Source organism: Hallella faecis (genome assembly GCF_018789675.1).
Classification (GTDB): Bacteria; Bacteroidota; Bacteroidia; order Bacteroidales; family Bacteroidaceae; genus Prevotella; species Prevotella faecis.
Genome location: NZ_JAHKBE010000006.1, coordinates 25812 through 50559 on the forward strand (window position 1 = coordinate 25812; position 24748 = coordinate 50559).

Here is a 24748-nt window from a genome sequence, read left to right on the forward strand (position 1 = left end):
ACAAGCATGACTTCAAACATCACCGCCACCGAGCTCTTCCATCGCGTGGCCTACATCGCCACGGCGACAGAGGTGAAACCCGCCACGCTCAACAAGCTGATGCACGAGACATTGGTGCTCACTTGCGCCGCAGGACTGGCCGGAACGCCCGACGCCATCGGGTCGCTCTTTGCCAAGGTCGACGTGCTCTGCAAGTTGAAACGCATCGGGGTGAACGATTATTTCGACATCCAAAAGATGCGACACGACTCCAACAGCGCCGCCCCACTCCAACGCGAGGAGCTGCTCTACGACTGTCGCGCGCTGGCGGTGCTCATCTCCAAGGTGTTCGACACCGACATTCCTGCCGAGCTCATCGGGCACATACCCATGTCGCGCAAGCCTCAACCCTCCATACGACACATCGACCGCCGATGTGTGCGGTGCATTGTGCGTGCCGTGAAAGGCTACATGGTAACGGTGGAGACGGCACAAGACGCTGATCAAAAAATGCTCCAAGTGGACTGCAGCGAGCCGCGCTTGCAGTACCTCGCCGACCTGTTGCAGGCGGGAACGCAGGTGAACCTCATCGACGTGGCTCCCCAACAGGGCCAAGAGGCGTGCCAAGTGAGGCAGGTTATCGTGGAGCCCGATTTTCTCATCGACATCAGTTCGCTGGCCGCTTGCTTCACGCCCTATGGCCATTCGCCTCTCGTCTACACCCTCAAGCGTCTGAAAGAGGCGGCCAACTCGCAAGCCATCCTCATCGGAAACTTTGCCGGAAGCGCGCTCGACGACATCATCAACAAGGGCGAGGACTACGACTGGACGGTGACGTTCAGGTCGAACTTCCGAGAGAAAGCCCTCGAATACTGCACCTGCCAAGACCTCAACAAGCAAACATCGTTCCACCTGGAGGCACGGAAACAGGTGGAAAACATACAGAAGGCGGTCGATGCGCTCTTCCAATCGACATACGACCGGCACAAGGCCATTCTCGAACCGAGCTTCGTATGCGAGCAGATGGGACTGCAAGGACGCATCGACCTCATGACGACCGACCTCCGGCTGCTTGTCGAGCAAAAGTCGGGCAAGAACTTCTCGCTCGAAACCCAACGGTCCACGGTGCATGGAAGCATGCTCACCGAGCCCCACTACGTACAGTTGTTGCTCTATTACGAGTGTCTGAGTCGCAACTTCTCGCTGCCCTACAACAGCATCGACGGCCGATTGCTCTACTCCAAATATCCCATGCCCATGGGCCTTCCGCGAGCCACTTACTTCCGACAGCTCATCGACGAGGCCATCCAGCTGCGCAACCAGATAGTGACGACGGAGTTCAACATTGCCCGCAATGGCTTCAACTCCATCATCGACGAGCTCGACCCACTGGCCCTTCGCACTCAGAAGGTGAACGAGAAATTGTGGAACAACTACCTTTACCCACAACTATGTGCGGTAACAGAGCCCTTGCACGACATGGACCCGCTCACGCATAGCTACTTCTGCCACATGGCCAACTTTGTTTACCGCGAGCAACTGGCAAGCCGTTTGGGGGTTGTGGAAGGCACGGGCAATGCGGCGGCCGACCTTTGGAACATGCCCCTCACGGAGAAAAAAGAAACGGGAAACATCTATACGAACCTGCGCATCACCAACAAGCGCCAATCGTCGACCTACAACGGCTACGACATCATTACGCTAAGCGTGCCCAACCAGGGTGAGGACTTCCTGCCCAACTTCCGCATGGGCGACGTGGTTTACCTCTATCCGTATTTCGAGGAGGGGCTGCCCGACGTGCGTAGGTCGTTGCTCTTCCGGGGCGCCCTTACCGAGATTCGTTCCGACGAGGTAACGGTGCAACTGAGCGATGGCCAGCAAAACCCCGACATCTTTGAGGAGGCGGGACGGCGCAACACCGTGGGCAACCATCCCGTGGCGTGGTGCATAGAGCATGCGGAGACCGGAGCCAACGCCACATCGGCCTTGCGCAGCCTCCACCAGCTCATCAACGACAAAACGGGGAAATGTGCGTTGCTGCTCGGCCAGCGCAACCCCAAGCGCAACCCGACGGTTCGCCTCAGCCGCAACTACAATCCTTCCTACAACGACATCGTGCTGCGCGCCATGCAAGCCAACGATTACTTCCTGCTCATCGGTCCGCCGGGAACGGGCAAGACGAGCATGGCCCTGCAATACCTTGTCAAGGAGACCATTGCGCCCAACACGGAGGGTCAAGCCGACGGCGACGCCACGGCCCCTCGAAAGAACGTGCTTCTCATGGCCTACACCAACCGGGCAGTCGACGAGATATGCGGCATGCTATGCGACAATGGCATCCATTTCTTGCGCATCGGCAACGAGCACACGTGCGACAAGCGCTTTCGCAACCACCTGCTCGACCACGCACTGGAGCAATATAGCAAGTTGGTGGAGATCAAAGGCAAGATTCTCGACACGCAGGTCATCGTGGGAACCACGGCAACCATGCTCAGCCGAACCTACCTCTTCGACCTCAAACACTTCGACCTGGCCATCGTCGACGAGGCCAGCCAAATCCTGGAACCCAACATCGTGGGCTTGCTGACCCGACCCGACAAGTTTATCCTCGTCGGCGACTATAAGCAACTGCCAGCCGTAGTGCAGCAAGACGCCAGCCAGTCGGTGGTCGACGACGAGCGGCTCAACGCCATCGGGCTCACCGATTGCCGCAACTCGCTCTTCGAACGCCTCATACGCATCGAGCAGATGAACCACCGAAGCGAGTTTGTCGGCATCCTCTCACGGCAGGGGCGAATGCATCCCGACATCGCGGAGTTCCCCAACCACGAGTTCTATTTTGCCGAACGGTTGCAGCCTGTGCCCCTCGCCCACCAAAGGGCCACATCGTTGGCCTACACCGCAACGAGCCAAGACGACCTCGACCGCGCGCTCTCGGAGCACAGAATGATCTTCATCGCCTCGGCCGATTGCCGACGCCCCGACATCTCCGACAAGGTAAACACCGACGAGGCGCGCATCGTGGCCGACATGTTGCGACGCACACGGCGATTCTACGGCGAACAGTTCGACCCCGCAAAGACCGTGGGAGTCATTGTGCCTTACCGCAACCAGATTGCCATGATACGCAAGGAGATAGAGAAGTTGGGCATGCCCGAGCTGGAGAACATCAGCATCGACACCGTGGAGCGCTACCAAGGGTCGCAGCGCGATGTCATTATCTATTCGTTCACCATTCAGCAACGCTACCAACTCGAGTTCCTCACCGCCAACTCGTTTACCGAGGATGGGCGCGTCATCGACCGCAAACTCAACGTGGCGCTCACAAGGGCGCGCAAGCAACTCATCCTCACGGGCAACATCCCTACGCTCCAAAAGAGCCAGGTGTTCAACCGCCTCATCCAGTATGTCAAGCAAAACGGTGCGTTCATCCAGGAAGCCCATTAGCCACCATTGGCGCACAACTCAAAAACGCATAACACCACGAGCTCCTATTTCAGGATGTCATCCTGAAATAGGAGCTCGTGGAACAGGCCTCTTCGGCCCACTGACTTCAATAGGGACCATCAAGGCGTTACCTCATGTCCTTGGAAGTAAGGAGGGCGCTATCACCTTTTTACGATGAGCGTCATGCCGTCGCGTTCGGGCAGGATGACGGTTTCCACACGTGGGTCGGCGGCCACATGGTCGTTGAATTGGCGTATACTCACCGTCTGATGGTCGTGGTCGTAGGCTGGGTCGACGACGTGCCCGTCCCACAAGGTGTTATCGGCCAGGATAGCCCCACCGGAGTTGATGAGGGGCAACAGGGTCTCGTAAGCCTCCACATAGGTGCGCTTGTCGCCATCGAGAAACGCCATGTCGAACGTCAACCCCAACCGGGGCGCCTCGGCTATGGCATCGCCAATGCGGAAATCGATGTAGTCGGAAACATCCGACCCTTCAATCCAGGGACGCGTGAAGTCCTCCATCTCGTCGTTGATCTCATAGGTGTAGAGCATGGGGCGCACGCCTTCGGCACCACGCGAGAGGTGCACCTGCTTCAGTCCCTCGGCCATGCAGAGGGCCGAATAGCCCGAGAAGGTTCCCACCTCAAGGATGCGCTGGGGCTTGAGCATGAGCACCAGCAACTTGAGCAGGCGCCCTTGCAGGTGGCCGCTCACCATGCGTCCATGAATGGTGTGGATGTTGGTGGCGCGCCAAAGGCGGTGAAGGTAGTCGCCCTCGGGCTCAATGTGATTGAGAATATAGTCGTCGAGAGTCATCGTCAGCCCTTCGCTTGGTTCATATCGGCCAGCAATCCCTCGATGGCCAAACGGTAACTGTCGAGGCCAAAGCCGCAGATAACACCCTTGCAGCCCGCCGATATCATGGAGTGGTGGCGGTATTCCTCACGCTGGTGCACATTGGAGATGTGAACCTCCACCACCCCGCAACGCAACGAACGGATGCAGTCGAGCAGGGCGATCGACGTATGGGTGTAAGCGCCGGCGTTGAGCACAATGCCGTCATAACAGAATCCCACCTCTTGCATCTTGTTGATGAGTTCGCCTTCAATGTTGCTTTGGAAATAATCGATTTGCACATCGGGGTAACGCTCGCGCAAGGCGGGCAGGCAGCTCTCAAACGAACTGCTGCCGTAAATGCCAGGCTCGCGCTTTCCCAGCAGGTTGAGGTTGGGGCCGTTTACAATCTGAATTTTCTTCATTTCCTTGGTCTTTTGCTTCGTTTTCGCTAATTTTGCCATATTGATAGATGGCACGAGTGCCACGAAAGCATGCCTTCTGGTTGCCATGCGCCATCTATCTCATGCAAAGGTAAGCTAAAATGGATAAAGCGCAAAGCAAATCGTTCACAAAAATACAGCGCAAGGGCCCCCACGGCACGACGCTGGCGCCACTCATCCGGCGCTACATACGCTATCTGAAACTGGAGCGCAACTACTCGCCAAACACCATCGACGCCTACCGCCACGACCTCCACCTGCTGCTCAACCACCTAAGCGGGCAGGGCCTCACGCCAACCGACGTGAAGCTCGACGACCTGCAACGCTTTGCCGCTTGGATCCACGAGCGGGGCATAGGGCCCAAAAGCCAAGCGCGCATCCTCAGTGGGGTACGCACGTTCTACCATTACCTCGTGGTCGACGGATACCTTGAGGTCGACCCTACCGAACTGCTGGAGTCGCCCCATCTGCCCAAACATCTGCCCGAATACCTAACAACCGAGGAAGTAGACCGGCTTGAGGCCGCCATCGACCTTACCTCAGCGGAGGGCCATCGCAACCGAGCCATCATCGAGGTGTTCTTCTCCTGTGGCTTGCGCGTGAGCGAACTGGTGGAGCTGAAGTTGTCGAACCTGTTCCTCAACGAGCGGTTCATGCGGGTCGTGGGTAAGGGAGGCAAGGAGCGGCTTGTGCCTATCTCCCAACGGGCGGTGGGCGAACTGGAGCTTTGGTTCGACGATCGGAGGCAGATGCGCATCAAGCCCGGGGAGGACGACTACGTGTTTCTTAACCGAAGGGGGCATCACCTCACGCGCACCATGATACTCATCATGGTGAAACGGCTGGGCGAGGCGGCGGGCATCAAGAAGACCCTGTCGCCCCATACGCTACGCCATAGCTTCGCAACAGCCCTGTTAAGGGGAGGAGCCGACCTGCGCGTCATACAGGTTTTGCTGGGCCACGCCGATATAGCAACCACCGAAATCTACACCCACATGGACGACGAGTCGCTCCGGCAGGCGGTGCTCTGCCATCACCCACGAAACATACGCAACGGGTGCCGATAACCCCTATCATCCCTCATCGCATGAAACAGAAAAACCTACTATATCTTCTCCTCCTACTGACCTTGGGCAGCGTAGCGCAAACAAGGCAATGGGGTACGTTGACTGAAGAAGACGGACTGCACTCTGCGACAGTGACGAGTGTGCTACGCGACCAATATGGCTTCGTGTTCTTCGGCACCGAGCAGGGCGTGTCGCGCTTCGACGGCACACATCTCCTCAACATCGACTTCCCCGAAAACAACACGCAAAGAAACTTGCACGTCAACACCATCATGGAGAACGACCGGGAAACGCTGCTGATAGGCAACAATGTGGGCCTATGGAAAGTCGACCGGCGACATCTTTCCATGCGCCGCGTGCATCAAGACGTCATCGACACGGAGGTGTTCGACCTCTTGCGCACCTCCGATGGAACGCTTTTCATCGCCACGGCACAAGGGCTTTTCAAGATGAGCCACGACCGGGTGGAGGCGGTTAACATCTTTGCACATCAGCCAACAAACAACCACAGCGTGAGGAAGACGGCGGTTTGCGGAAAGCATTTGTGCCTCCTCGCTGCCAATCGGGTGGCAACAGCACCGGTGGAACGCCCCGAGGCGGCTCGTTTCCACAGCCTGCCCGCACCATTCACCCACGCCACTCTCTTATCGATGGCCAGCGACAAAAAGCGTGTTTACTTGGGAACGCGTGAGCATGGCCTACTCGTTTTCAACCCCAAAACCAACCAATTCTCCTCCCTTATCAGCGATATCCATGCGGCAACCAACCTTTCGGTCGATGCCCAAGGCCAGCTATTGGTGGTCACGGCGTTCGACGGCTGCATGCAGGTCGACCCCAACCGTCGCACGATCACCCACCGATACACAAGCCAACCCTTGGCCTCGTCTGCCGATGTAACAAGGATGCGCATCAATAATGCCATGGTGTTTTGTCGCGATAACGAGGGAATCGACTGGATCGGATATAACTTCTTCGGTGTCGATTACAGCTATCTCAACCGTGGCATCTTCCATACGTTCCGCCTGCCTGGGGTGTTCGACAGTGCCGATTATGCCGTACGCAGTTTCCTGTTGGATGGCGACCGCATATTGATGGGCACACGCAATGGACTCTATGTGGTCGACCAAAAGCGGAAAACGGCTGCTTACGTGGGGCGTGAGACGCTGGGCGCCGACATCGTTTCAAGCATACGAAAGGTGGGCGATGCCTATCTGGTGGGAACCATTGGGGGTGGGGTGCACCGCATAAGCGCCAACACGCTCGCACCTATGCCTTCGCCCCAACTGGCCCAACTGGCCCGAGCCAACATCTACGATATGGTGAGCGACGACAAGGGAGGAGTGTGGATCTGCTCATCGGCCGGATTGGGCCACTACAGCAACGGCTCGGGAACGCTACATCTCTACACCACGCGCAACTCGCAACTGCCCGACAACGAAGTGTTCTGCATCGGATTGGCGAACGATGGACAAGGTTGGATCTCCACAGCAAGTGGACAATGTATGTGGAATTCCTACTATCACATGATCACCACGTCAGGCATGATGCCGAGGTTGGTTAAGATGGGCATGCTGAGAAGCATCAAGCGGTTGGCCAATGGGCGCATGATCTTTATCCCACAAAACGGCTTTCCAGGCACGATCGACCCCGCCGAAGGCATCCTAAGGGGACTCAGCTTCAATGACCTGGACAGCTACAGCACGCTCCTCGACATCCTACCGTTTGGCGACAAGTGCTATATCATTACCTGCTCCGATGCCATTTATTTCGTCGACAAACAAGGAACGGCGCGTCGGTTTGGCCACATCGACGGATTGGCCAACTCGCAATTCCAGTCGCACGCCATACAGATCGACGAGTCATCCGGCACCTATTGGGCCGCCACCAATGGCGGATTGGTGTACGCCAAGCTAAGCGACATCCGCCAAACAAAGTTCCGCCATATCCCCATCACATTGTCGGAGATACAAACCGACCATTGGTTCACACCCGAAGAGATCAGTGGCGTGCTGCTCGACAGCCTGCTCACCTTGAGCCGACACGACAATGAATTCACCGTGAGGTTCACACCTCTCGCCTTCGGAAACACGCGCGACCTGACCTTCCGCTATCAGTTGGAAGGCCATGAGGACCACTGGAACATGGCCGACCGCACACGCATCATTGCCTATCGCAACTTGTGGCCTGGACGATACACGCTCCGCATAGAGGCGGTGGGCATGCCTGAAGTGAATGGATGCATCGTGGTCGACGTGCCCATGACATCGAACGCCATCCTCCTCCTTATTATAGTGTTGTTGCTGTTGGCGCTCATCGGCCATGTGGCGTGGTGCCGTTACCATAAGAAGCCTTACTTCTGGAAGCGTTTCGCACCGCAACCCGTGAAGTACCAAAAGAGTCGACTCGACAAGAAGGAAGGCCGAAAATGGCAGCAGGCATTGCTTAGCTACATGGAAAAGGAGAAACCTTACCTCAACCCCGACCTACAAATGGCCGACCTGGCCCACGCGATCGGGTGCTCCACCCACACGCTATCGCAGGTGTTCTCGCAGGTATTGAACCGCAGCTACTACGACTTCATTGCCGAATATCGCATCAAAGCCTTCATGAAGTTGGCCCAACAACCAGACAGTCGCACCCTTACCATCACCGCCCTTGCCGAGCGTTGTGGATTCAAGAGCCGCAACCCATTCCTCGTGGCCTTCAAGAAAGCCACAGGAATGACGCCGAAAGACTACATGAAAAGCCTGAAAGAGTAAGCGCCTTTGCACTTTCCCACGGAAAAGTGCAAAGGCTATTTCTCCGCAATCAGTTAAATATCAAACTGTTAGACGATAAGTGCATCGCCTTGATGGGATAGATATTCTTGGTGGGGCAAATCGTTGCGGCCTTAGGATTTCCACACTATCTTTGCGGTAGAAAACCATTCTAAAGCTGCCCTATATGGAAACAAGAACCACCCAACATCTCGATACGATCAGCCGTTTGTATGAGGAGACATCTCCCATGCTGCTGGCCATTTTCCTGAAAGCCAACATACCCGAAGAAGACGCCAGGGATCTCGTGCAAGAGGTGTTCGTCAAAATCCTGACGATCGACATCATCCTTCCCGAAGGTCTAAAAGGTCTCGCCATCACCATTGCCTATCAGAAACGCACCGATTGGTTGCGCCACCAAGCCTATTGCAAGCGTATGATGACCCAAATGAGGCCCCAGACCATCGTGGAACAGCACGAGTTGGAATGCCAACAAATGGAACAGGTCGAGCAGCGCGTCGTCAACCGCATGTCCGACAAGGATGCGTGGGTCTACAAACTCAGTAGGTTCGACAACAAATCGACACAAGAAATCATGCAAATCACCTCCTTCTCGCTGCGCGGGGTGGAGGGTCGGCTTTACCGAACGCGCCTTCTCGTAAGACGAACGCTCAAGGCCGCCGGTTTCTAACCCACAGATGGGCAAGCGAGAAACTCACGATTCTCGATTTCAAGACACATCAACGCAAGTCCTCATAACCCACAACAACGCATCCAAACATCCACAACAATGCATCCAAACATCCACAGCAACACAGCGAAACACCCTTAGCGACGCAGCGAAACACCTCGAATAACGCATCTAAACACCCTCAACGATGAGGGTGAACATCAGAAACAAAACTACAGAAATACATAAACAACCATGAAGAAGATCTACGCACTTCTCGCCACTTTGCTCCTTACAATAGGAGTAACGGCCCAATCTTACAACACCAACCGCGGATTCGTGCATCCCGGAGGCCTGCACACGCAGGAAGATTTCGACCGCATCAAGGATCTATTGGCCAAGGGCGACCCCACCATCACGGCCGCCGTCAAAGTGCTGACACAAGCCGCCTACGCACAATCTACCGCTGGCACATCGCCCGTGCAAACCATTGTGCGCGGTGGCGGTAAGGGAGAGAACTACATCAACGCAGCCCGCGGTGCCACAATAGCCTACCAAAACGCCCTCGTTTGGAAAATAACGGGCAACAAGGCCAATGCCAGCCATGCCATCAATGTGCTCATGCAATGGGCCAACACCACCAAGGGCATCGGTGGCGACTCCAACTACGCCCTCGCTGCAGGCCTCTACGGCTACCAGTTTGCGCAAGCCGCCGAACTGTTGCGCGACTATGAAGGTTGGGCGCCCGAGCGCTTCGAGCAGTTCCGCCAATGGATGTTGCAGGTGTGGTACCCCTCTGCCATGGGCTTCCTTCGTGGCCGCAATGGCACTTGGGAGAACGTTGGGAAATGGTGGCAAGCCCCTGGGCACTATTGGAGCAACTGGGGATTGTGCAACGCCCTGTGTGTCATGTCTATCGGTGTGCTGTGCGACGACGTGTTCATCTATAACCAGGGCCTGAGCTATATGAAGTACGACCAGGTGGGAACGTTCACCGATCCCCGCACGGCCAATCCCATTTTGAATGATGGTCTGACCGAGTTCATGGGCAATCTCGTGGTGACCGTTACCAACACTCCAGCCAACCTGAAGGCCTCTTCGTACGGAACGATCGGACAGATGCAGGAGAGTGGCCGCGACATCGGCCACGCCACGATGGCCGCCGGCTTGGCTATCGACATCGCCCACATGGCTTGGAACCAAGGCGACGACCTGTTCTCGTTTATGGACAACCGCTTGGCCGCCGGCATAGAGTTTGTTGCCGCACAGACGCAAAACATCGAGGGATTGCCCTGGACCAACTATAAGTATGGCAGCGGTGGCATTTATTACACCGACAGCCGTGCGTGGACGATGACCGGTCCGGCCCTTGGCAACCAGATTCGCCCCTATTGGGGCACGGTGATTGGCCATTACCAAGGCGTACTGGGCAAAGACATGCCCTATTCGGAGATGGCCTACGCCAACCTCATCAAGAACGGACCCGATGGCGGTGGACAAGGATCCACAAGTGGAGGCTACGACCACCTGGGCTACTCGGTGCTAATGAACTACCGCGACCACAAGGCCACGGCAGAGGAAGTGCCCACGCTGCTCGCTCCCAAGATGGTGGTGGGCAACGACACGCTCAGCCATAACGAGTTGGGAGGACTGGTCAACACCTTCAAGACCAACAACAACACAGGTGTGGCCAAGGGAACGGTCATCAAGTTGTTGCCGCAGCTTCGCGACGGCAGCGAGGACAGCGGCCAGTGGCAATGGAACACCGGCGAGACCACACGCAACCTCACCGTCACCGCCAACGAGAGCTATGTCTATCGCGTTTGCTACACCAACAAGCATGGCGTGAAGAGCTATCTCTGCTTCTCCATTGCCGTTCAAGGCGATTGCGAACCAACTCCCGTCGAGGTGTCGGCCACCTACAATGGCGTGACGGCTACCGATTCGATCACCATATTCTACGATGACGCCATCACGTTGAAGGCTGCCTCCAAGGACGGTTTCGGATCTTTCGCATGGAGCACAGGCGCCACCAACAGCAACATCACAGTGAAAAACCTCCGCAATGACACCCTGTTCACCGTGGCATTCAAGAACCAAGGAGGTGCCATCTCATACGACACAATACGCGTCCACTTGAAATACTTCCGTCCCCAGATGGCGGTCAACGGCAAGGTAAAGGTCGACACGGTGCAATGCCTGTGCCAACCGGGCGACAAGGTGGCCTTTGCCCCTTACGTTCCCAGCACGTTCAAGGACATCCGTTTCCAATGGAGCAGCGGTTCTACCGAGCGTAGCGTGACCTACAATGACATCCAAACCACCATCGTCGACACGCTCGTCTACACCCTTTTCGGCAAGAGCGACACCGTTTGCTACGTCGCTTACCTCAGCGATACGCTCGACAGCGCCATTCCCGAGGGCTATTATCTCATCCGCGACCGGTTTCACGACACCTACCTCACCAACAACACCGTGGAGGGCTTGCCCTACGCCAACGCCACGTTTACAGCCAAAAAGGAAGGTGATGCGTTGCAACAGCAGGCTTGGAAGGTTACCAATGAGAACGTCGACGGTCCCTGCTACGACTTGCAGAACTTGGCCGACCAGCGTTACCTGGCCCTCACCATGCGCATGACAGCCAGCACACGCACCCCTTATTACTTCCGCAAGGCCACAGGAACCCAATGGTATCACCTCCGCAACAAGCGCCCCTGTTACTTCACCATCAACGACGACGGAACGGTTGACCACACCACTTACTACGTCCCCACCAACTTTCCCGTCGAACTGATACCCTACACCCTGCCCGCCGGCATTCACGACATTCATGCCGACAAGGTGTCAGACGACAAGCGCTACAACATCCAAGGGCAACGCGTGGGAGCTGACTACAAGGGCCTCATCATTCACAATGGCAAAAAATACATCATCCGATAAAAAATGAAACACCGCTTGTTCACCCTCCTTTTCTTGCAACTGGTGTCGTTGGCGCTCTTTGCCGGCACCGTAACCACTTACCCCGCCCCATCGGGTGCGCCCCTGAACGACGACTTCACGGTGCGCGTCCGGGCAACGGGTGGCCTCTGGCAAACGGTCAACACCTACGCATGGAACGTAGACCACACCAACAACGGTCGCCACACCATCGAGAAATCGTCGGTGGCCTACTTCGATTTCACCGACAAGGTCGAGGTGGAAGTAACGTGGAACAAGGGCGACGTGAAGACCGCTCGCGTCCGTCCGTTGTCGAAAAACATCGCTACGACCCTCCACGGCAACACCGTTTGCTTCTCGCTCAACCGTCCGCTCGACCTCTCGGTGGAGGTCAACGGCGACACCTACCATAACCTGCAGCTCTTCGCCAACGCCGCCATCCCCGTCTACAAGAACGCCGGGCAAGTGGCCAAGGCCTTGGGGATGAAGAAAAAAGACGTGCTGTTTTATGGTCCCGGCTATTACGACTTGGGCAACGACTCCATTCGTGTGGGCAGCAACCAGGTGCTCTATGTAGCCGGCGGCGCTTACATCAAGGGCTTCGCCTCGGTATGGCAGGCATCCCACGCCAAGGTCATCGGTCACGGCATTGTCAATCCCGAGCGCCAGCATGAGGGCATCATGGTCAGGTATTCTACCGACGTGATGGTCGACGGCCCCATCACCACGCAGATTCCTGTGGGCGGAAGCGAGCGTGTCAGCGTGCGCAACGCCAAGGTCATCAGTTGGTATGGGTGGGGCGATGGCATGAATGTCTTTGCCAGCAACGACGTGACCTACAACCACGTGTTTTGTCGCACAAGCGACGATTGCTCCACCATCTATTGCACCCGCAAGGACTACCACGGCGGATGCCACAACATCAGCGTGACAGATGCCGTGTATTGGGCCGACGTGGCCCATCCCATCATGATTGGCCTGCATGGCGACATTGAGCGGAATGAGGTCATCGAGCAGGTGGTGTACGACGACATCGACATCCTTCAGCAGCGCGAGAAGCAGATTGATTACCAGGGTTGCATCGCCATCAACAACGGCGACAACATCACCGTGCGCAACATGACCTTCCGCAACATCCGCATCGACGACATCGACGAGGGCATGCTCTTCAACTTCCGCGTGTGCTACAACCGCAAGTATTGCCACGCTCCCGGTGGCGGCATTCACGACATCACGCTCGAGAACATCAGCTACAACGGCTCACACGCCAACCTCTCGCTCCTGACCGGTTACAACGAACAGCGCACCCTCAGCGGCATCCACTTCAAGAACCTACGCATCAACGGCCAGCGCATCCACGACAAGATGCCCGGCAAACCCGGTTGGTACAAGACGTCCGACTTCGCCCGCATCTTCATCGGCGAGCATGCGGAGAACGTAACCTTCGAATAGGTCGCCCACGGGGTCGCCTCTTCCTGTGGTTGATAATCATGGCAAAGGGCCATTCCCGTCGGCTTTCGACAGGAATGGCCCTTTGCTGTTGTTGTGGGGTTGCCCCCGAGGATTCTTATTTCACCACAAACTTCTTACCGCCACGGATATACACACCGGGCTGGGTGGGCTTGCCGACGCGCACGCCCTGCAGGGTGTAGACGGCTGGGTTGCCGACGGCTGTTGTGAGGGAGGGCGCCTCAATGCCCGCTGTCTCCTTTCGTTCCTCGTAGAGGTAGGGCAACAGGTTGCCGTCTTGCTTGTTGGCGGCATAGTTGCCAAACGACTTAAACTGGCCGCTATACATGATGATGTTGCCCGAGTCGGTGGCCTTGATGGCGTAGGTGCCGTCGGCGTTGGCGGTGGCGTGCCACACATCGGCGTCGGCAAGCGAGGTGGTCGGGGTAAACGAGCTGTAGGTTCCCTCTTGGTAATAGTAGCGTCCTTGGCTGTCCTTGATGTAGAATCCGCCATTGGCCTCCTCGAAGGTGTAGGCGTCGTTGTCGGAGGTCAGTTGGATCTTGCCGTCCTCATCCATCACACCCTCGGTGTAGAGGTAGCCAAACTTCTTGCCATTGGCGAGCGCCACAGGCTTGGCGGCGTAGAGCCCGCTGCCCGTGCCAGCCACCATGAGGTAGCGCTTGCCAGCCGTGGGCAGGGTGCCTTGCAACTTGGCGAACACATAGCCGACGGCCACCTCGGTCGAGTCGTCGGGCGTGGGAGGCGTAGGCGGCGTAGGCGGATTGAAGGAGCCGTAGCGGTTGTCGTCGGTGGCGGTGGTCATGGCATTGGCGGGATTGAAGGCCACGTCAACACTATCGCCCCACACATACTCGGCGAGGTTGGGATAGTCCACAAAGAGGTTGCGGTTGTTCTGTATGCCCCACACGGCGTTGTTGCGCGCCACCTCCAGGCTGTCCACCTTGTCCTGCTTGCTCCACTGGCGGTAGAGCGTCGTGGCCCATGTCTTCATTCCGGGGTAGCCCGATGCGTTGTCTTCCATGGTTTGCAGTCCGGTCTTCACATAGGTCAGGTTCGAGTAGGTCACGGCCATATACATGTATCCGCGCGCAAAGTCGCCCTTGTAGCGGTCGCCGGGCTCCCATGCCTTGTCGGTGCTGCGGCCCTTGCCCACCTTGTCGTAGCCCACCTCCTCCGACGTGGCGTCGGTCACCACGTCCATGGGGTAGTTGGCCTTCTCGCCATTGGCCTTCGAGGCCGACGGATAGAGGTTGTAGAGGTCCTTGTAAGCTTGGTTTTGGGTTCCTCCCCACCAACTCTTCGGGAACGAATGTTCAATGTTCATTCCGCCAGGGGCTTCGCCTCTCTTTCCAAAATAGAACACGTCGCTGCTGTATCGGTTGATGACCTGATTGGTCTCCGGGTCGCGGTCGGTGACGTAGAAGCCCCACCATGTTCCGGCATTGCCCGATCCATACGAGAGCACCCGCTTTCCGTTGTTCATCAGTTGGTAGAGCGCCGTTTTCAGCTCCGCCTTCTTCTTGCCCTTGAGCGACGAGGCATACTGCGCCAGTTGCTCGCGCGTGATGGCGTGGGCCGTACCAGCCGTGAGGGCCATCAAGGCCACAAGTAATAATGCGTAATGTCGTTTCATATTGATAAGGTATCTAATAATATTCATTCTTCCTTAATAACCCATTCGTTGATGGTTCGCTGCTCACTCGAGAAGTTCACCCCAATCTTATACAACCGCTTCCCGTCGGCCGAGTATGGAATGAGGTATCCCTTGTTGTCTATTTGCCTCATGGCCTCCTCTGCCGATCCGTCGTATTTCAGTTCGAACACATACACCGCCTCCGGCATGTGAACAACGGCGTCGGCCCTGCCTATGGCGCTTTCCTCTTCCACCCGCATGTGGGCTCCCATCAAGTTGAATATCAAGTAGAACACCGTTTGGAAGTCGCGTTCGTTCTTGTTACTCAAACGATTGGAGATGCTGGCAAGAAACGCCTTCAGCCTTACCATCGCTCCTTCAATGTTGCCCTCGTAGAGCTTTTCCAACAAGTCGCCCACCACGCTGCTGTTGTCGAGTTGCACCGGCGAGAGATAGTTGGGCGCGAGGTTCTTGAGCATGCCTGTCTTCACCTCTTTGTTGGGATATTCCAGGGTGTAGCGATGCAGCAAGGGATTGAATTTCTTGATCGTGAGGTAGCCACTTTGGTAGAGCAGCGGAAGCGCCGACACCATTTGCTCGGGCGACACATTGAAATCGTCCACATCACAACTCTTCTTTTCTATATCCATCACATTGACATGATACTTCTGAAGGGTCTTGATAAGGTAAGTGGGTGTGCCCGATCCATACCAATAAGGTGCAATTTTCTGCGCGTTCAAAGCCTTCACCAAACTGAAAGGGTTAAACACATCCTCCGAATGTTCGCTGAAATGATAGCCGTCGTAGTAACTTCTCAACGCTTCCAGGCACGCCTCATAGCTCATGCCAAGCGCCTCACCGAGCGCTTGCACATCGGGCTTCATCGCCGTAGTAAGCTCCGTAAGGCTTATGCCGCAGAGCGCCGAATATTGGTCGAACATGCTGATGTTCTCGAGGTTGTTCAGCTCACTGAAGATGCTGAGTTGCGAAAACTTGGTAATGCCAGTGATGAACACAAACTCCAGGTGCGGGTCGAGCAACTTAATGGGGCTGTAGAAGTTCTGCATGGTTTGGCGAAGCGGCAGCAGGTTCTCTTTCTCGTGCACCACGTCGAGCAGCGGTGCGTCATACTCGTCGATGATAATCACCGCTTTCCGCCCGGTTTGCTCATGCGCCTTCTTCACCAGGTCTTTCAACCGTATGTTAGGGTCTACCTTTTGGCTTTTGTATCCATACACGGCCTCCTGGTCGTAGAGCATGTCGGAAAGGTAGCGGTCCAACTGTTCCTTGTCCATGTGCTTGGCTCCGCTCAGGTCAAAATGGAGCACGGGGTATGCGTTCCATTCCTTCTCGTAATCGGCGATGGCCAGCCCATCAAAGAGTTCTTTCTTGCCGGCAAAATAGGCATGGAGGGTAGAGGCAAAGAGCGACTTGCCGAATCGTCGGGGCCGACTCAGAAAGACGTAAGACATCTTCTTTTTCCTGAAGTCTACGATATACTTTGTCTTGTCGACATACAGGTAATGGTCTTCGCGAAGTTTCTCGAAGGTCTGAATGCCCACAGGATAATAATTAACAAGTCTTGCCATCATCTACTTTAGCTTATTTTCTTACTTATCACCTTCCAGCCATCCCTTCTCCACAAAGAGCTCGTAGAGGGGCAGTGCCAAGGCCTTGGCGTCGGGATGGGGTGCGCCCGTCGTTCCCTTTGCCCTGAGGTCGAAGAAGTGGTTCCAGTCGGACACGAAGGCTGTGTGAACCAGTTCGGTGTTGGCATCGAGCGGCAGCACGGAGCGTGCCTCCTGCGGCTTGCGCCCTGCCCCGATGAGGTTCATGTAGGCGCGCTCTGCGGCGGCGTTGGCGAAGAGCCAGTTCTCTATGTCGGTCGCCTCGCCCGTGGCCACCTTTCGTGCCAGTTCCACCAGCTCGTCGCCGGTTATATCAATGTGGCCGCTGGCCATGGCCTCGGCCGCGTCGCCCTGTGGCAACGTTGTCACAAACTGGGGCAGGTTAATGCCGATCTCATTGTCGAACTTATCCTTCGAGTAGTTGCAATAGCGGGTCGACTGCTCGGCCATCGAGTTGGCGCGGTGGCGGTTAAACTCGCGCGTGATGGAGATCTGGGTGGTGAAATGCACGGTGACGCGGCGCTCGTGGTGGGGTGTGGGCTCGCAAAGCCATCCGAGGTCGTCCATCCACTGGTTCTCCGCCAGCACCCTGAGGTTGGTGGTGATGTAGGCCACACCATCTACGACATGGGTGCGCGAGAACTTGTTGTCACGGTAGCGGGCGTAGGCTGCGGCCTCGTCGGCATGTGCGCCATCCGTGGCCACGCGCAGGCACACCGTTCCATGCTCGAGCATGGCCAGGTGGCCACTCTTCAGCATGCGCTCCACGAAGGGGCGCGCCGAGTTGGGCGTGCAGTGGTCCTCACTCTTGTAGCACACGCGGCCCACACGTTCTACCTGTCGGTAAATGCCATCTATGCCTGGGCCTTGTGGCCATATCTCAAATTGGGGTTGTATAATTTTCATGCGTATCGTTTTTGTAGAATGCAAAGGTAGCGCAAACAAGCCGAATAGCAAAAGAATAAGGCTCGTTTTTTGCTCATCCCACGATATATGCTTACCTTTGCGCCCAGTCGATGGGTGTGGTTCGCACGGCCCGCCGCATCGTCACTGAGCAATGAATGATATGGACGAATCAACAAGTGTAGACCTGCTTGAGCGCCACGGCATCAAGCCCACGGCCAACCGCATCGTCGTGGTGAAGGCCTTGGCGGCAACGGAGCATCCCGCATCGTTGTCGGAACTGGAGCAGCGCATTGTCACCATCGACAAGAGCGGCATCTTCCGCGCCCTCGTCATCTTCCGCGAGCACCGCCTGGTGCACCAGTTGGAGGATGGCGATGGTGGGGTGAAGTATGAGCTGTGCCAGGCCCACCACAACCACGACGGCGAGGACGACGACACGCATGTGCATTTCTACTGCGAGCGTTGCCACCGCATCTTCTGTTTCCACGACACACCCATCCCCGCGGTGGCGCTTCCCGAGGGCTACGCGGCCCACACCGTCAATTACATGATCAAGGGCATCTGCCCTGAATGCAGGAGGAGGCCATGATCGACGCTTCCGCATTTCTGAGTGCGCTCATCGGCTGGTACGAACGCCATGGGCGCGACCTTCCGTGGCGCCACACCCACGACCCCTACGCCATCTGGCTCAGCGAGATCATCCTCCAGCAAACGCGCATCGCGCAAGGCCAGGCCTATTGGGAGCGGTTCATGCAGCGCTTCCCCACCGTGCAGCAGTTGGCCGAGGCGTCGGAGGATGAGGTGCTGAAGCTCTGGCAGGGACTGGGCTATTACTCCCGTGCGCGCAACCTACATGCCGCAGCAAGGCAGATTGTGGCGCAAGGTCGCTTTCCCAACACACTGGCCGACATCCAACGGCTCAAGGGCGTGGGGCCCTACACGGCTTCCGCCATCGCAGCCTTCGCCTTCAACCGTCCCGCGGTGGCCATCGACGGCAACGCCTACCGGGTGTTCGCCCGCCTGATGGGCATCCACACACCCATCAACAGCAGCGAGGGGCAACGCGAGTTCCGCATCGTGGGCGAGCGCCTCTTCGGCCTCAACGGCCATGCCACCACCATCACCCACCGGGGCGAGGCGCCGTGGCGAACGGCCAACTCGGCGCTCATGGACCTGGGAGCCACCCTCTGCACACCGCAGGCGCCAGCATGCCCGGAGTGTCCTCTGGAGGATCAGTGTGTGGCCTACCACGCCCACCTCACCGATACGCTGCCCGTGAAGCAGAAGACCGTGAAGAGCCGCACGCGCCACCTCGCATACGTATGGGTGCGGTGCCAAGGCCATGTGGCGCTGCATAGGCGTGGGGAGGGCGACATCTGGCAGGGGCTGTGGGAGCCGTTGGTCTACGAGGATCAACCTGTGCCCACCTTCCAAGGCCAACTCACGCTGCTCAGCAAGGGCGTGCGGCACGTGCTCACCCACCGCGTCATCATCGCCGACTTCTACCTGCTCAACACCGACAAGCGACCCGCCACACCCGACGGATACGTGTGGGTCAACGAGGAGGAGGCCACCGAGTATGCCGTGCCGCGTCTCGTGGAGAAATTGCAAGAGATGGTGGAGCGAGGGAAGTGTTAGGAGTTTTGGTGAAAAAAGTGTGCCGCGATTTTGGGTGAAATAGAGCGCGGAAAAATCATTTTTGCCCTTTCCAAACGACAAAAATGTGACTTCCGCTTGCGGCAAGGCACCTTTCGACTTGCGAAAGATGCCTAACCGAGCCACCGCTTGTCGTCTTTCGCAATGCCGATGGGCATGTTTTGCAATGCGAAAGATGCCTAACCGCAAAGCTTCTTGTAAAACATGGAGCGCTAAATGTTGAAAGCAAAACACAACGTACTGAATATTAGGCATTTGCGTAAACGCGCTAAGAATCGCGTATTTCGGCCAAATATTTCCGTCGTAGAAAAGAAATGTGTAGTTTTCACTATAGGTTGTTGACTTCTTTCCGCTTCATTCTATTCGCCCCACCCAAAACCAAGAGCTCCTATTTCGAGATGAAACCCGAAATAGGAGCTCTTTTTATAGGGGTGTGGGGGCGGCGCACGCCGAGGATGACGGGGCGTTACCTTACGATCTTCAGGCTGCGCGACGATCCGTCGGCACGCATCTCCTTGCGGATGAAGATACCATGGCTCTGCGGGGCGTTGGCGCCAAGGCAGGTGCCATCAACGCTATAATAGGTTACGCGGGTAACCTTGGCGTTGGCGTTGGCGCTGCTGCCAGTGCCGGCCTCGGGCAAGGCGATGGCGGTAGCCGCCTCGATGAGCGCGCGGTTGTCAATGGGCTCTATGCCTTGGCGTGTGGGGGTTACGCGGTTGATGCGACCTTGGTCGTCGAAGGTCAACTTATCCACACACACCTCACGGTGCACACCGGGACTGTCGTTGAGGTAGCCCTTGTTGATGCGGTGGTACACGATGTACCAATCGTCGGTGCCGGGCACGTTGACCACTGAGTTGTGGCCTGTGCCATAGATCTGCTGACTGGGATCCTGAATGAGGACGATGGGGTTGGCCGCCACTTCGATGGGACCGGTGGGCGACTTGGCGGTGCCGTAGGCCACGTGGTAGTTGGCGGCGCCAGTGTCGTCGACGCTCCAAAGGAAATAATAGATGCCGTTGCGATAGAACACATAGGTGCCCTCGCGGTAGGCGTAGTCGGCGAGCGACCCGCCGCTGGGCGTAAGGGTGTACTCATCGCCCACGGTCGACATCATGTCGTCTGACAAGAGGCGGTAGTGCATCTGCCCGTTGCCATAATAGAAATAGGTCTGTCCCGACTCGGGGTCGGTAAACACGTCGGAATCGATCATCTGTCCACCCTTCGTGGTCGACACGATGGGCTTGGCGGCTGCCTTGAAGGGACCGGTGGGATTGTCGGCAACGGCCACGCCAAGGGTCTTGGTGTTCAGGTTCTTGTTGTGTCCGCTGAAATAGAAGAAATACTTCCACTTGCCATCCATCCATTTCTCCTCGATGCAGGGCGCCCATGCGTTGCCTGTGGCCCACGCCACATCGCCACCGCTCTTGAGGTTGAGAATGGTGCCCTCATTGGTGAAATGCACAAGGTCGGGACTTGAGAACACATCGAAGAAAGAGCCGCCCCAGTGGGGATAACCGTCGCTGGTGGGATAAACATAGAAGCGACCTGTCTTGCGCGACGCCAGCACCTCGGGATCGGCGTGGAAGCCGGGGAGGATGGGGTTGCCGTTGACCTCAACGGTGACGGCGTAGGTCTTCGAGGCGGTGCCGTCGCTCACGGTGTAGCTCACAGGGCCTTGGGTGAAGTCTTGCGGACCTTGCGGTGTGACGGTGGCGCCAAGCGACACCTCCAGCTGTGGGTCGTAATGGCTGAGATCGGTGCCCTGCTCCACGGGGATGAAGGCCGATGTGCCGGCGATGGACACGTTCTCCTGCTTCACGTTGACATCAGCAGCTCCCTGCAGGGCCAGCGTGGTGGCCGCGACGGGCGGGAAGGCGGCCAAGAGAGCCTCCGTTTCCTCCTCGGTGATGGGGATGACGGTGCCATGGCGCGGTGTGAAGGCGCCACTGGTGGCGGTGTTTTGCACAAAGTTGAAGGTGCCCAGATCGGAGCTCGAACAGAACTGGTAGTGGCCCGATGTGTAGCAGTCGTACATCAGCACCCACTGGTCTTGGTTGATGAGCTTGAACACACCGGCGCCCTCCACGGCCTCGTTGGTCTGCTGGAGCGTGGGCGACGGTGCCGACCACTGGCTGCCCAGCGGGGCACCCTCGGGTGCGGTGAGCGTGCGCGCCGTTACCTTACAGATGCCGCCCAGGTCCTCGTTCTTGAAGAAGCCATGGTAGAGCGAGTCGGCCTCGTTGTAGACGATGTCCATGTCGATGGTGGCCGACCCACGGTCGTAGAGGTAGGTGGGCTCACCCTCAAGGTCGCTGAAATCGGCGTTGGCGTAGCAATAATAGTCCTTGTCGTAGGGAATGGCTCCGTCGTTGGTGCGCAGGGAGAAATAAACCATGTACTTCTTGGCCTGCGGGTCCCAAATGGTCTCGGGTGCCCACACACGCGTGACGTTGGCAAACTGTGTGCCCACATACTTCGTGGGGAAATGCACGGTGTGGTGGTCCCAATGGATGAGGTCTTTCGACTTCATGAGCACCAGTCCGCGGTTGCTGTTCCATCCGAGCGCACACTTCATGTCGGTGACGGCCATGTAGAACCATCCATCCTCGCCACGCAGGATGTGGGGGTCGCGCAGGCCACCCATGATGGTGGTGGTGTCGGCCTTGAGGAACGCCTGTCCGTGGTTGAGCGGCGTGTAGTTGTAGCCGTCCTCCGAGATGGCGTAATAGAGGTTCTCGTTGTCGTTGCTGGGGAAATACACAAAGAGGTAGTTCTTATACGGCTCGTGCTGGTGGATATAGACATCGAAGGTCTTGGTTTGACGCAGTTGTCCGCGTAGCAGGGTGGCCGTGAGGGTGACGTGGTGCTTCTCGGTGGCCGACGACTTCAAGACGCGGCCTGTGTTGGAGAGCCACTCCGTATCGGCCGACTGCCAGGTAATGAGGGTACCCATGCGGCCCACGGTGGGCAGCACCAGTTGGTCGTAGAGGTTGTTGCGCTTGTTGGGCAGCGTCAGGTTCTCGAGGTCGTAGGCCAAGCACTCCTCCTCGGAGAGATTGGGCACGACCGACACGTCGAACGTTTTCTCCGCACGTGCGTTGCGCAGGGTGAGGTGGGCGGTAAGCGTAGCTGTGGCCTCCTCAGCGCCATAGGGAGGACGCGTGATGACGCCATCGGCCGTGATGACCGACGCCTGGCTGGTGGTCCACTCCACCGTGGCGCCCTGGTAGGTGGTGGGCAGGTCCACATTGTCGATGAGGTGGTGCAGGTCGGGCATGGTGAAGGTGGCCAGCAGGGCCTCATCCTCGATCTTCTGCAGCGAGTCTTTGCGCGCCTGCTCGAGCGAGTCGATGTAGGCGTTCATGGCCTCGCGTGTGGCGTCGTTGCGGATGGCCGCGAGCTCTTTGGAACTGATGTCGTAGTTCCACAACTTGAAGTTGTGGTACATGGCGCCCTTGAGCGGCTGGTCGCCGGCATAGCAGCTGCGTCCAAGGTAGTTGTTGACCAGCTCGTTGAGGTCGGCGGGTGTGATCGACACCTTAGCTACGCCCGCTCCCGAGCCATTGATGTTGAGATACACGCGACCGTTTGGGCGCATCACAACCGCCAGGTTGAACCATCGGCCGAGCTTGGGCGTCATGGTGGCGCGCGCCTTCAGCCCCTCCTCGCCAGCGTAATTGGTCTTGGTGATGGCGTAGCGCTGTCCCTTGGCGGAATAGAAGAGATAACCCGCCGACGACGAATGGGCGAAGCACCAAATGAAGTTGCCATTGCGGGCGGTGTCGGTGGTCTCTGGGATAAACACATCGGTGGTGATGGAGAATGCGCTGAGCTTGCCCAGCGCCTTGCCAAACTCGGCACCGAGATCGAAGTAGCCTCCGTCGTCGCCAAGCGCCAGCACAGGCTGTCCGGCAAAGGTGGTCAGACGGGCACCGTCCTTCAGGCTTCCCGTGTAGGCGCCATGGCTGCTGGCCGTCGTGGAGAAATCAAAGGTTACCACAGTGCTATCGCCCTCGGCAGCCCATAGCGAGGCCACACCGAGCAACAGCAGGGTAAACGTCGTAAATAATCTATTCATAAGCGTTTTAGTGATTATAGCTATACCTATTAAAAATAAACCTGATTACATGATAATAACATCGAAGTGGATGCAATTATTATAATAAATACGAAAAAACGGCATTTTTCACGCATAAGATTGACCTCCCGGAAATAAATGGCTACCTTTGTGGCGACTAAAACAACTCGTATGAAAAAACTATTCCTTACAGCCCTCATCGCGGCCTCATCGCTCACGACCCAGGCACAGAACCCCGTGAAGGGCAATTACGGCTACCTATATTGCCACATGAGCGACCGTGGAGAGTGGACGGCCTACGCCGTGAGCCGCGACGGCTACCATTACCAGGACATTCTCGACGGAAAACCCATCTTCGACCCGAAGGAGCATGCGCGCATAGAGGGCGGCACACGCGACGCCTACATTACCCGCGCATGGAACAGGAAAGGCTATGTGATGGTGACCACCGACATGTGTGTGGCCAAGAGCCATCAGTGGGACAACTACGGCATCGACCTGCTCCGCTCAAAAGACCTCATCAACTGGGCGTCGGTGACGTTCGACTTCCGCAAAGGCATGGCCATCTTCTGCGATGGGCAGACGGCCAAGAGTCCGTACAAGGATTGGTCGACCATCAACCGGGTGTGGGCGCCGCAGGTGTTCTGGGACCCCAACTATGTATGGAAGAATGGCGAACGCGGCGGATACATGATCTACTACTCCATGCTCAACCGCGCAGAGGAGGCCTACGACCGCATGTACTACAGCTACGCCTCGAAGGATTTCACCCGTCTGACCACACCTCGCCTGCTCTTCGATTGGGGCTACGCCACCATCGACGCCGACATCAACCTGCTCGCCGACGGCAAGTATCACATGCTCATCAAGAAGGAAGGCGGAAAGCCCGGCATCTACACGGCCGTGTCAGACCACCTGACCTACGGGTGGGGCGAACCCGTGGAGCACGACTATGTGAGCTTTGAGGGCCACAAGAAATGTGAGGGATCGAGCGCCTTCCAACTCATTGGCGACAACACATGGCGCGTGGCATACATACAATATAGCGACAGGCCCAAGCACTACCGCATCTGCAAGGCCGACGAAAACCTGCGCAACTTCCACGACCCTGTGGACATAGAGGGCGTGACGGGACCGCAGCACGGTTCGTTCATGCGCATCACAAAGAAGGAATATAAGCGCCTGCTGAAGCTCAACGACAAGAAGCGATAAGCCTCCAGCGCGCGCCACCCC

General features: G+C 57.2%; 14 protein-coding genes and 2 pseudogenes. 9 read left to right on the forward strand and 7 right to left on the reverse strand.

Going from position 1 to position 24748, the window contains the following annotated elements; all coding sequences use genetic code 11:
* The first annotated feature begins 6 nt into the window (after positions 1–6).
* Complete coding sequence (locus KM934_RS02625; protein WP_215759064.1) at positions 7–3426, forward strand: AAA domain-containing protein; 3420 nt, start codon at positions 7–9, stop codon at positions 3424–3426.
* Positions 3427–3587: 161 nt separating this feature from the next.
* On the opposite strand, the gene KM934_RS02630 is transcribed toward KM934_RS02625, so the two are convergent.
* Complete coding sequence (locus KM934_RS02630) at positions 3588–4244, reverse strand: O-methyltransferase (protein WP_215759065.1); 657 nt, start codon at positions 4242–4244, stop codon at positions 3588–3590.
* Between the two features lie 2 nt (positions 4245–4246).
* Positions 4247–4687, reverse strand: coding sequence for a type II 3-dehydroquinate dehydratase (aroQ, locus tag KM934_RS02635; protein ID WP_215759066.1), 441 nt, complete (start codon positions 4685–4687; stop codon positions 4247–4249).
* Positions 4688–4806: 119 nt separating this feature from the next.
* Here aroQ and xerA point away from each other — a divergent pair, with 119 nt between their 5' ends.
* The 5 genes from xerA (at position 4807) to KM934_RS02660 (ending at position 13587) form a co-directional block, all read left to right on the forward strand.
* On the forward strand, positions 4807–5772 hold the full coding sequence (gene xerA / locus KM934_RS02640; protein ID WP_215759067.1) for a site-specific tyrosine recombinase/integron integrase: 966 nt from the start codon (positions 4807–4809) through the stop codon (positions 5770–5772).
* Positions 5773–5792: 20 nt separating this feature from the next.
* Positions 5793–8531: a helix-turn-helix domain-containing protein gene (locus KM934_RS02645; RefSeq protein WP_215759068.1), complete on the forward strand. Its 2739-nt coding sequence runs from the start codon at positions 5793–5795 to the stop codon at positions 8529–8531.
* Positions 8532–8715: 184 nt separating this feature from the next.
* Positions 8716–9219: an RNA polymerase sigma factor gene (locus KM934_RS02650; RefSeq protein ID WP_215759069.1), complete on the forward strand. Its 504-nt coding sequence runs from the start codon at positions 8716–8718 to the stop codon at positions 9217–9219.
* A 234-nt stretch (positions 9220–9453) separates the two neighbouring features.
* A complete protein-coding gene (locus KM934_RS02655; RefSeq protein WP_215759070.1) occupies positions 9454–12138 on the forward strand; it encodes an alginate lyase family protein in 2685 nt (894 codons plus the stop codon).
* Between the two features lie 3 nt (positions 12139–12141).
* On the forward strand, positions 12142–13587 hold the full coding sequence (locus KM934_RS02660; RefSeq protein WP_215759071.1) for a glycosyl hydrolase family 28 protein: 1446 nt from the start codon (positions 12142–12144) through the stop codon (positions 13585–13587).
* A gap of 115 nt (positions 13588–13702) precedes the next feature.
* On the opposite strand, the gene KM934_RS02665 is transcribed toward KM934_RS02660, so the two are convergent.
* The 3 genes from KM934_RS02665 to KM934_RS02675 are packed head-to-tail and all read right to left on the reverse strand — an operon-like array spanning position 13703 to position 17775.
* Entirely contained in the window at positions 13703–15241 is a 1539-nt protein-coding gene (locus tag KM934_RS02665; protein ID WP_215759072.1) for an endonuclease I family protein, read from the reverse strand.
* A gap of 23 nt (positions 15242–15264) precedes the next feature.
* Positions 15265–16833, reverse strand: coding sequence for an ATP-binding protein (locus KM934_RS02670; RefSeq protein WP_317192656.1), 1569 nt, complete (start codon positions 16831–16833; stop codon positions 15265–15267).
* Positions 16834–16851: 18 nt separating this feature from the next.
* Entirely contained in the window at positions 16852–17775 is a 924-nt protein-coding gene (locus KM934_RS02675) for an FAD-dependent thymidylate synthase (RefSeq protein WP_215759073.1), read from the reverse strand.
* A 160-nt stretch (positions 17776–17935) separates the two neighbouring features.
* On the opposite strand from KM934_RS02675, the gene KM934_RS02680 reads away from it, so the two are divergent.
* Together KM934_RS02680 and KM934_RS02685 are read left to right on the forward strand one after the other, a co-directional pair.
* Positions 17936–18364, forward strand: coding sequence for a Fur family transcriptional regulator (locus KM934_RS02680; RefSeq protein ID WP_215759074.1), 429 nt, complete (start codon positions 17936–17938; stop codon positions 18362–18364).
* Positions 18346–19413, forward strand: coding sequence for an A/G-specific adenine glycosylase (locus KM934_RS02685; RefSeq protein WP_252344862.1), 1068 nt, complete (start codon positions 18346–18348; stop codon positions 19411–19413). The genes KM934_RS02680 and KM934_RS02685 overlap by 19 nt, the downstream gene beginning before the upstream one ends.
* Before the next feature lie 721 nt (positions 19414–20134).
* Here KM934_RS02685 and KM934_RS13115 read toward each other — a convergent pair.
* Positions 20135–21049 (reverse strand): annotated as a pseudogene (locus KM934_RS13115) (family 43 glycosylhydrolase); the annotation flags it as partial.
* Positions 21050–22237: 1188 nt separating this feature from the next.
* A pseudogene (locus KM934_RS13265) lies at positions 22238–23515 on the reverse strand (immunoglobulin-like domain-containing protein); the annotation flags it as partial.
* A 171-nt stretch (positions 23516–23686) separates the two neighbouring features.
* Here KM934_RS13265 and KM934_RS02695 point away from each other — a divergent pair.
* Positions 23687–24727: a glycoside hydrolase family 43 protein gene (locus tag KM934_RS02695; RefSeq protein WP_215759075.1), complete on the forward strand. Its 1041-nt coding sequence runs from the start codon at positions 23687–23689 to the stop codon at positions 24725–24727.
* The last annotated feature ends 21 nt before the right edge of the window (positions 24728–24748 follow it).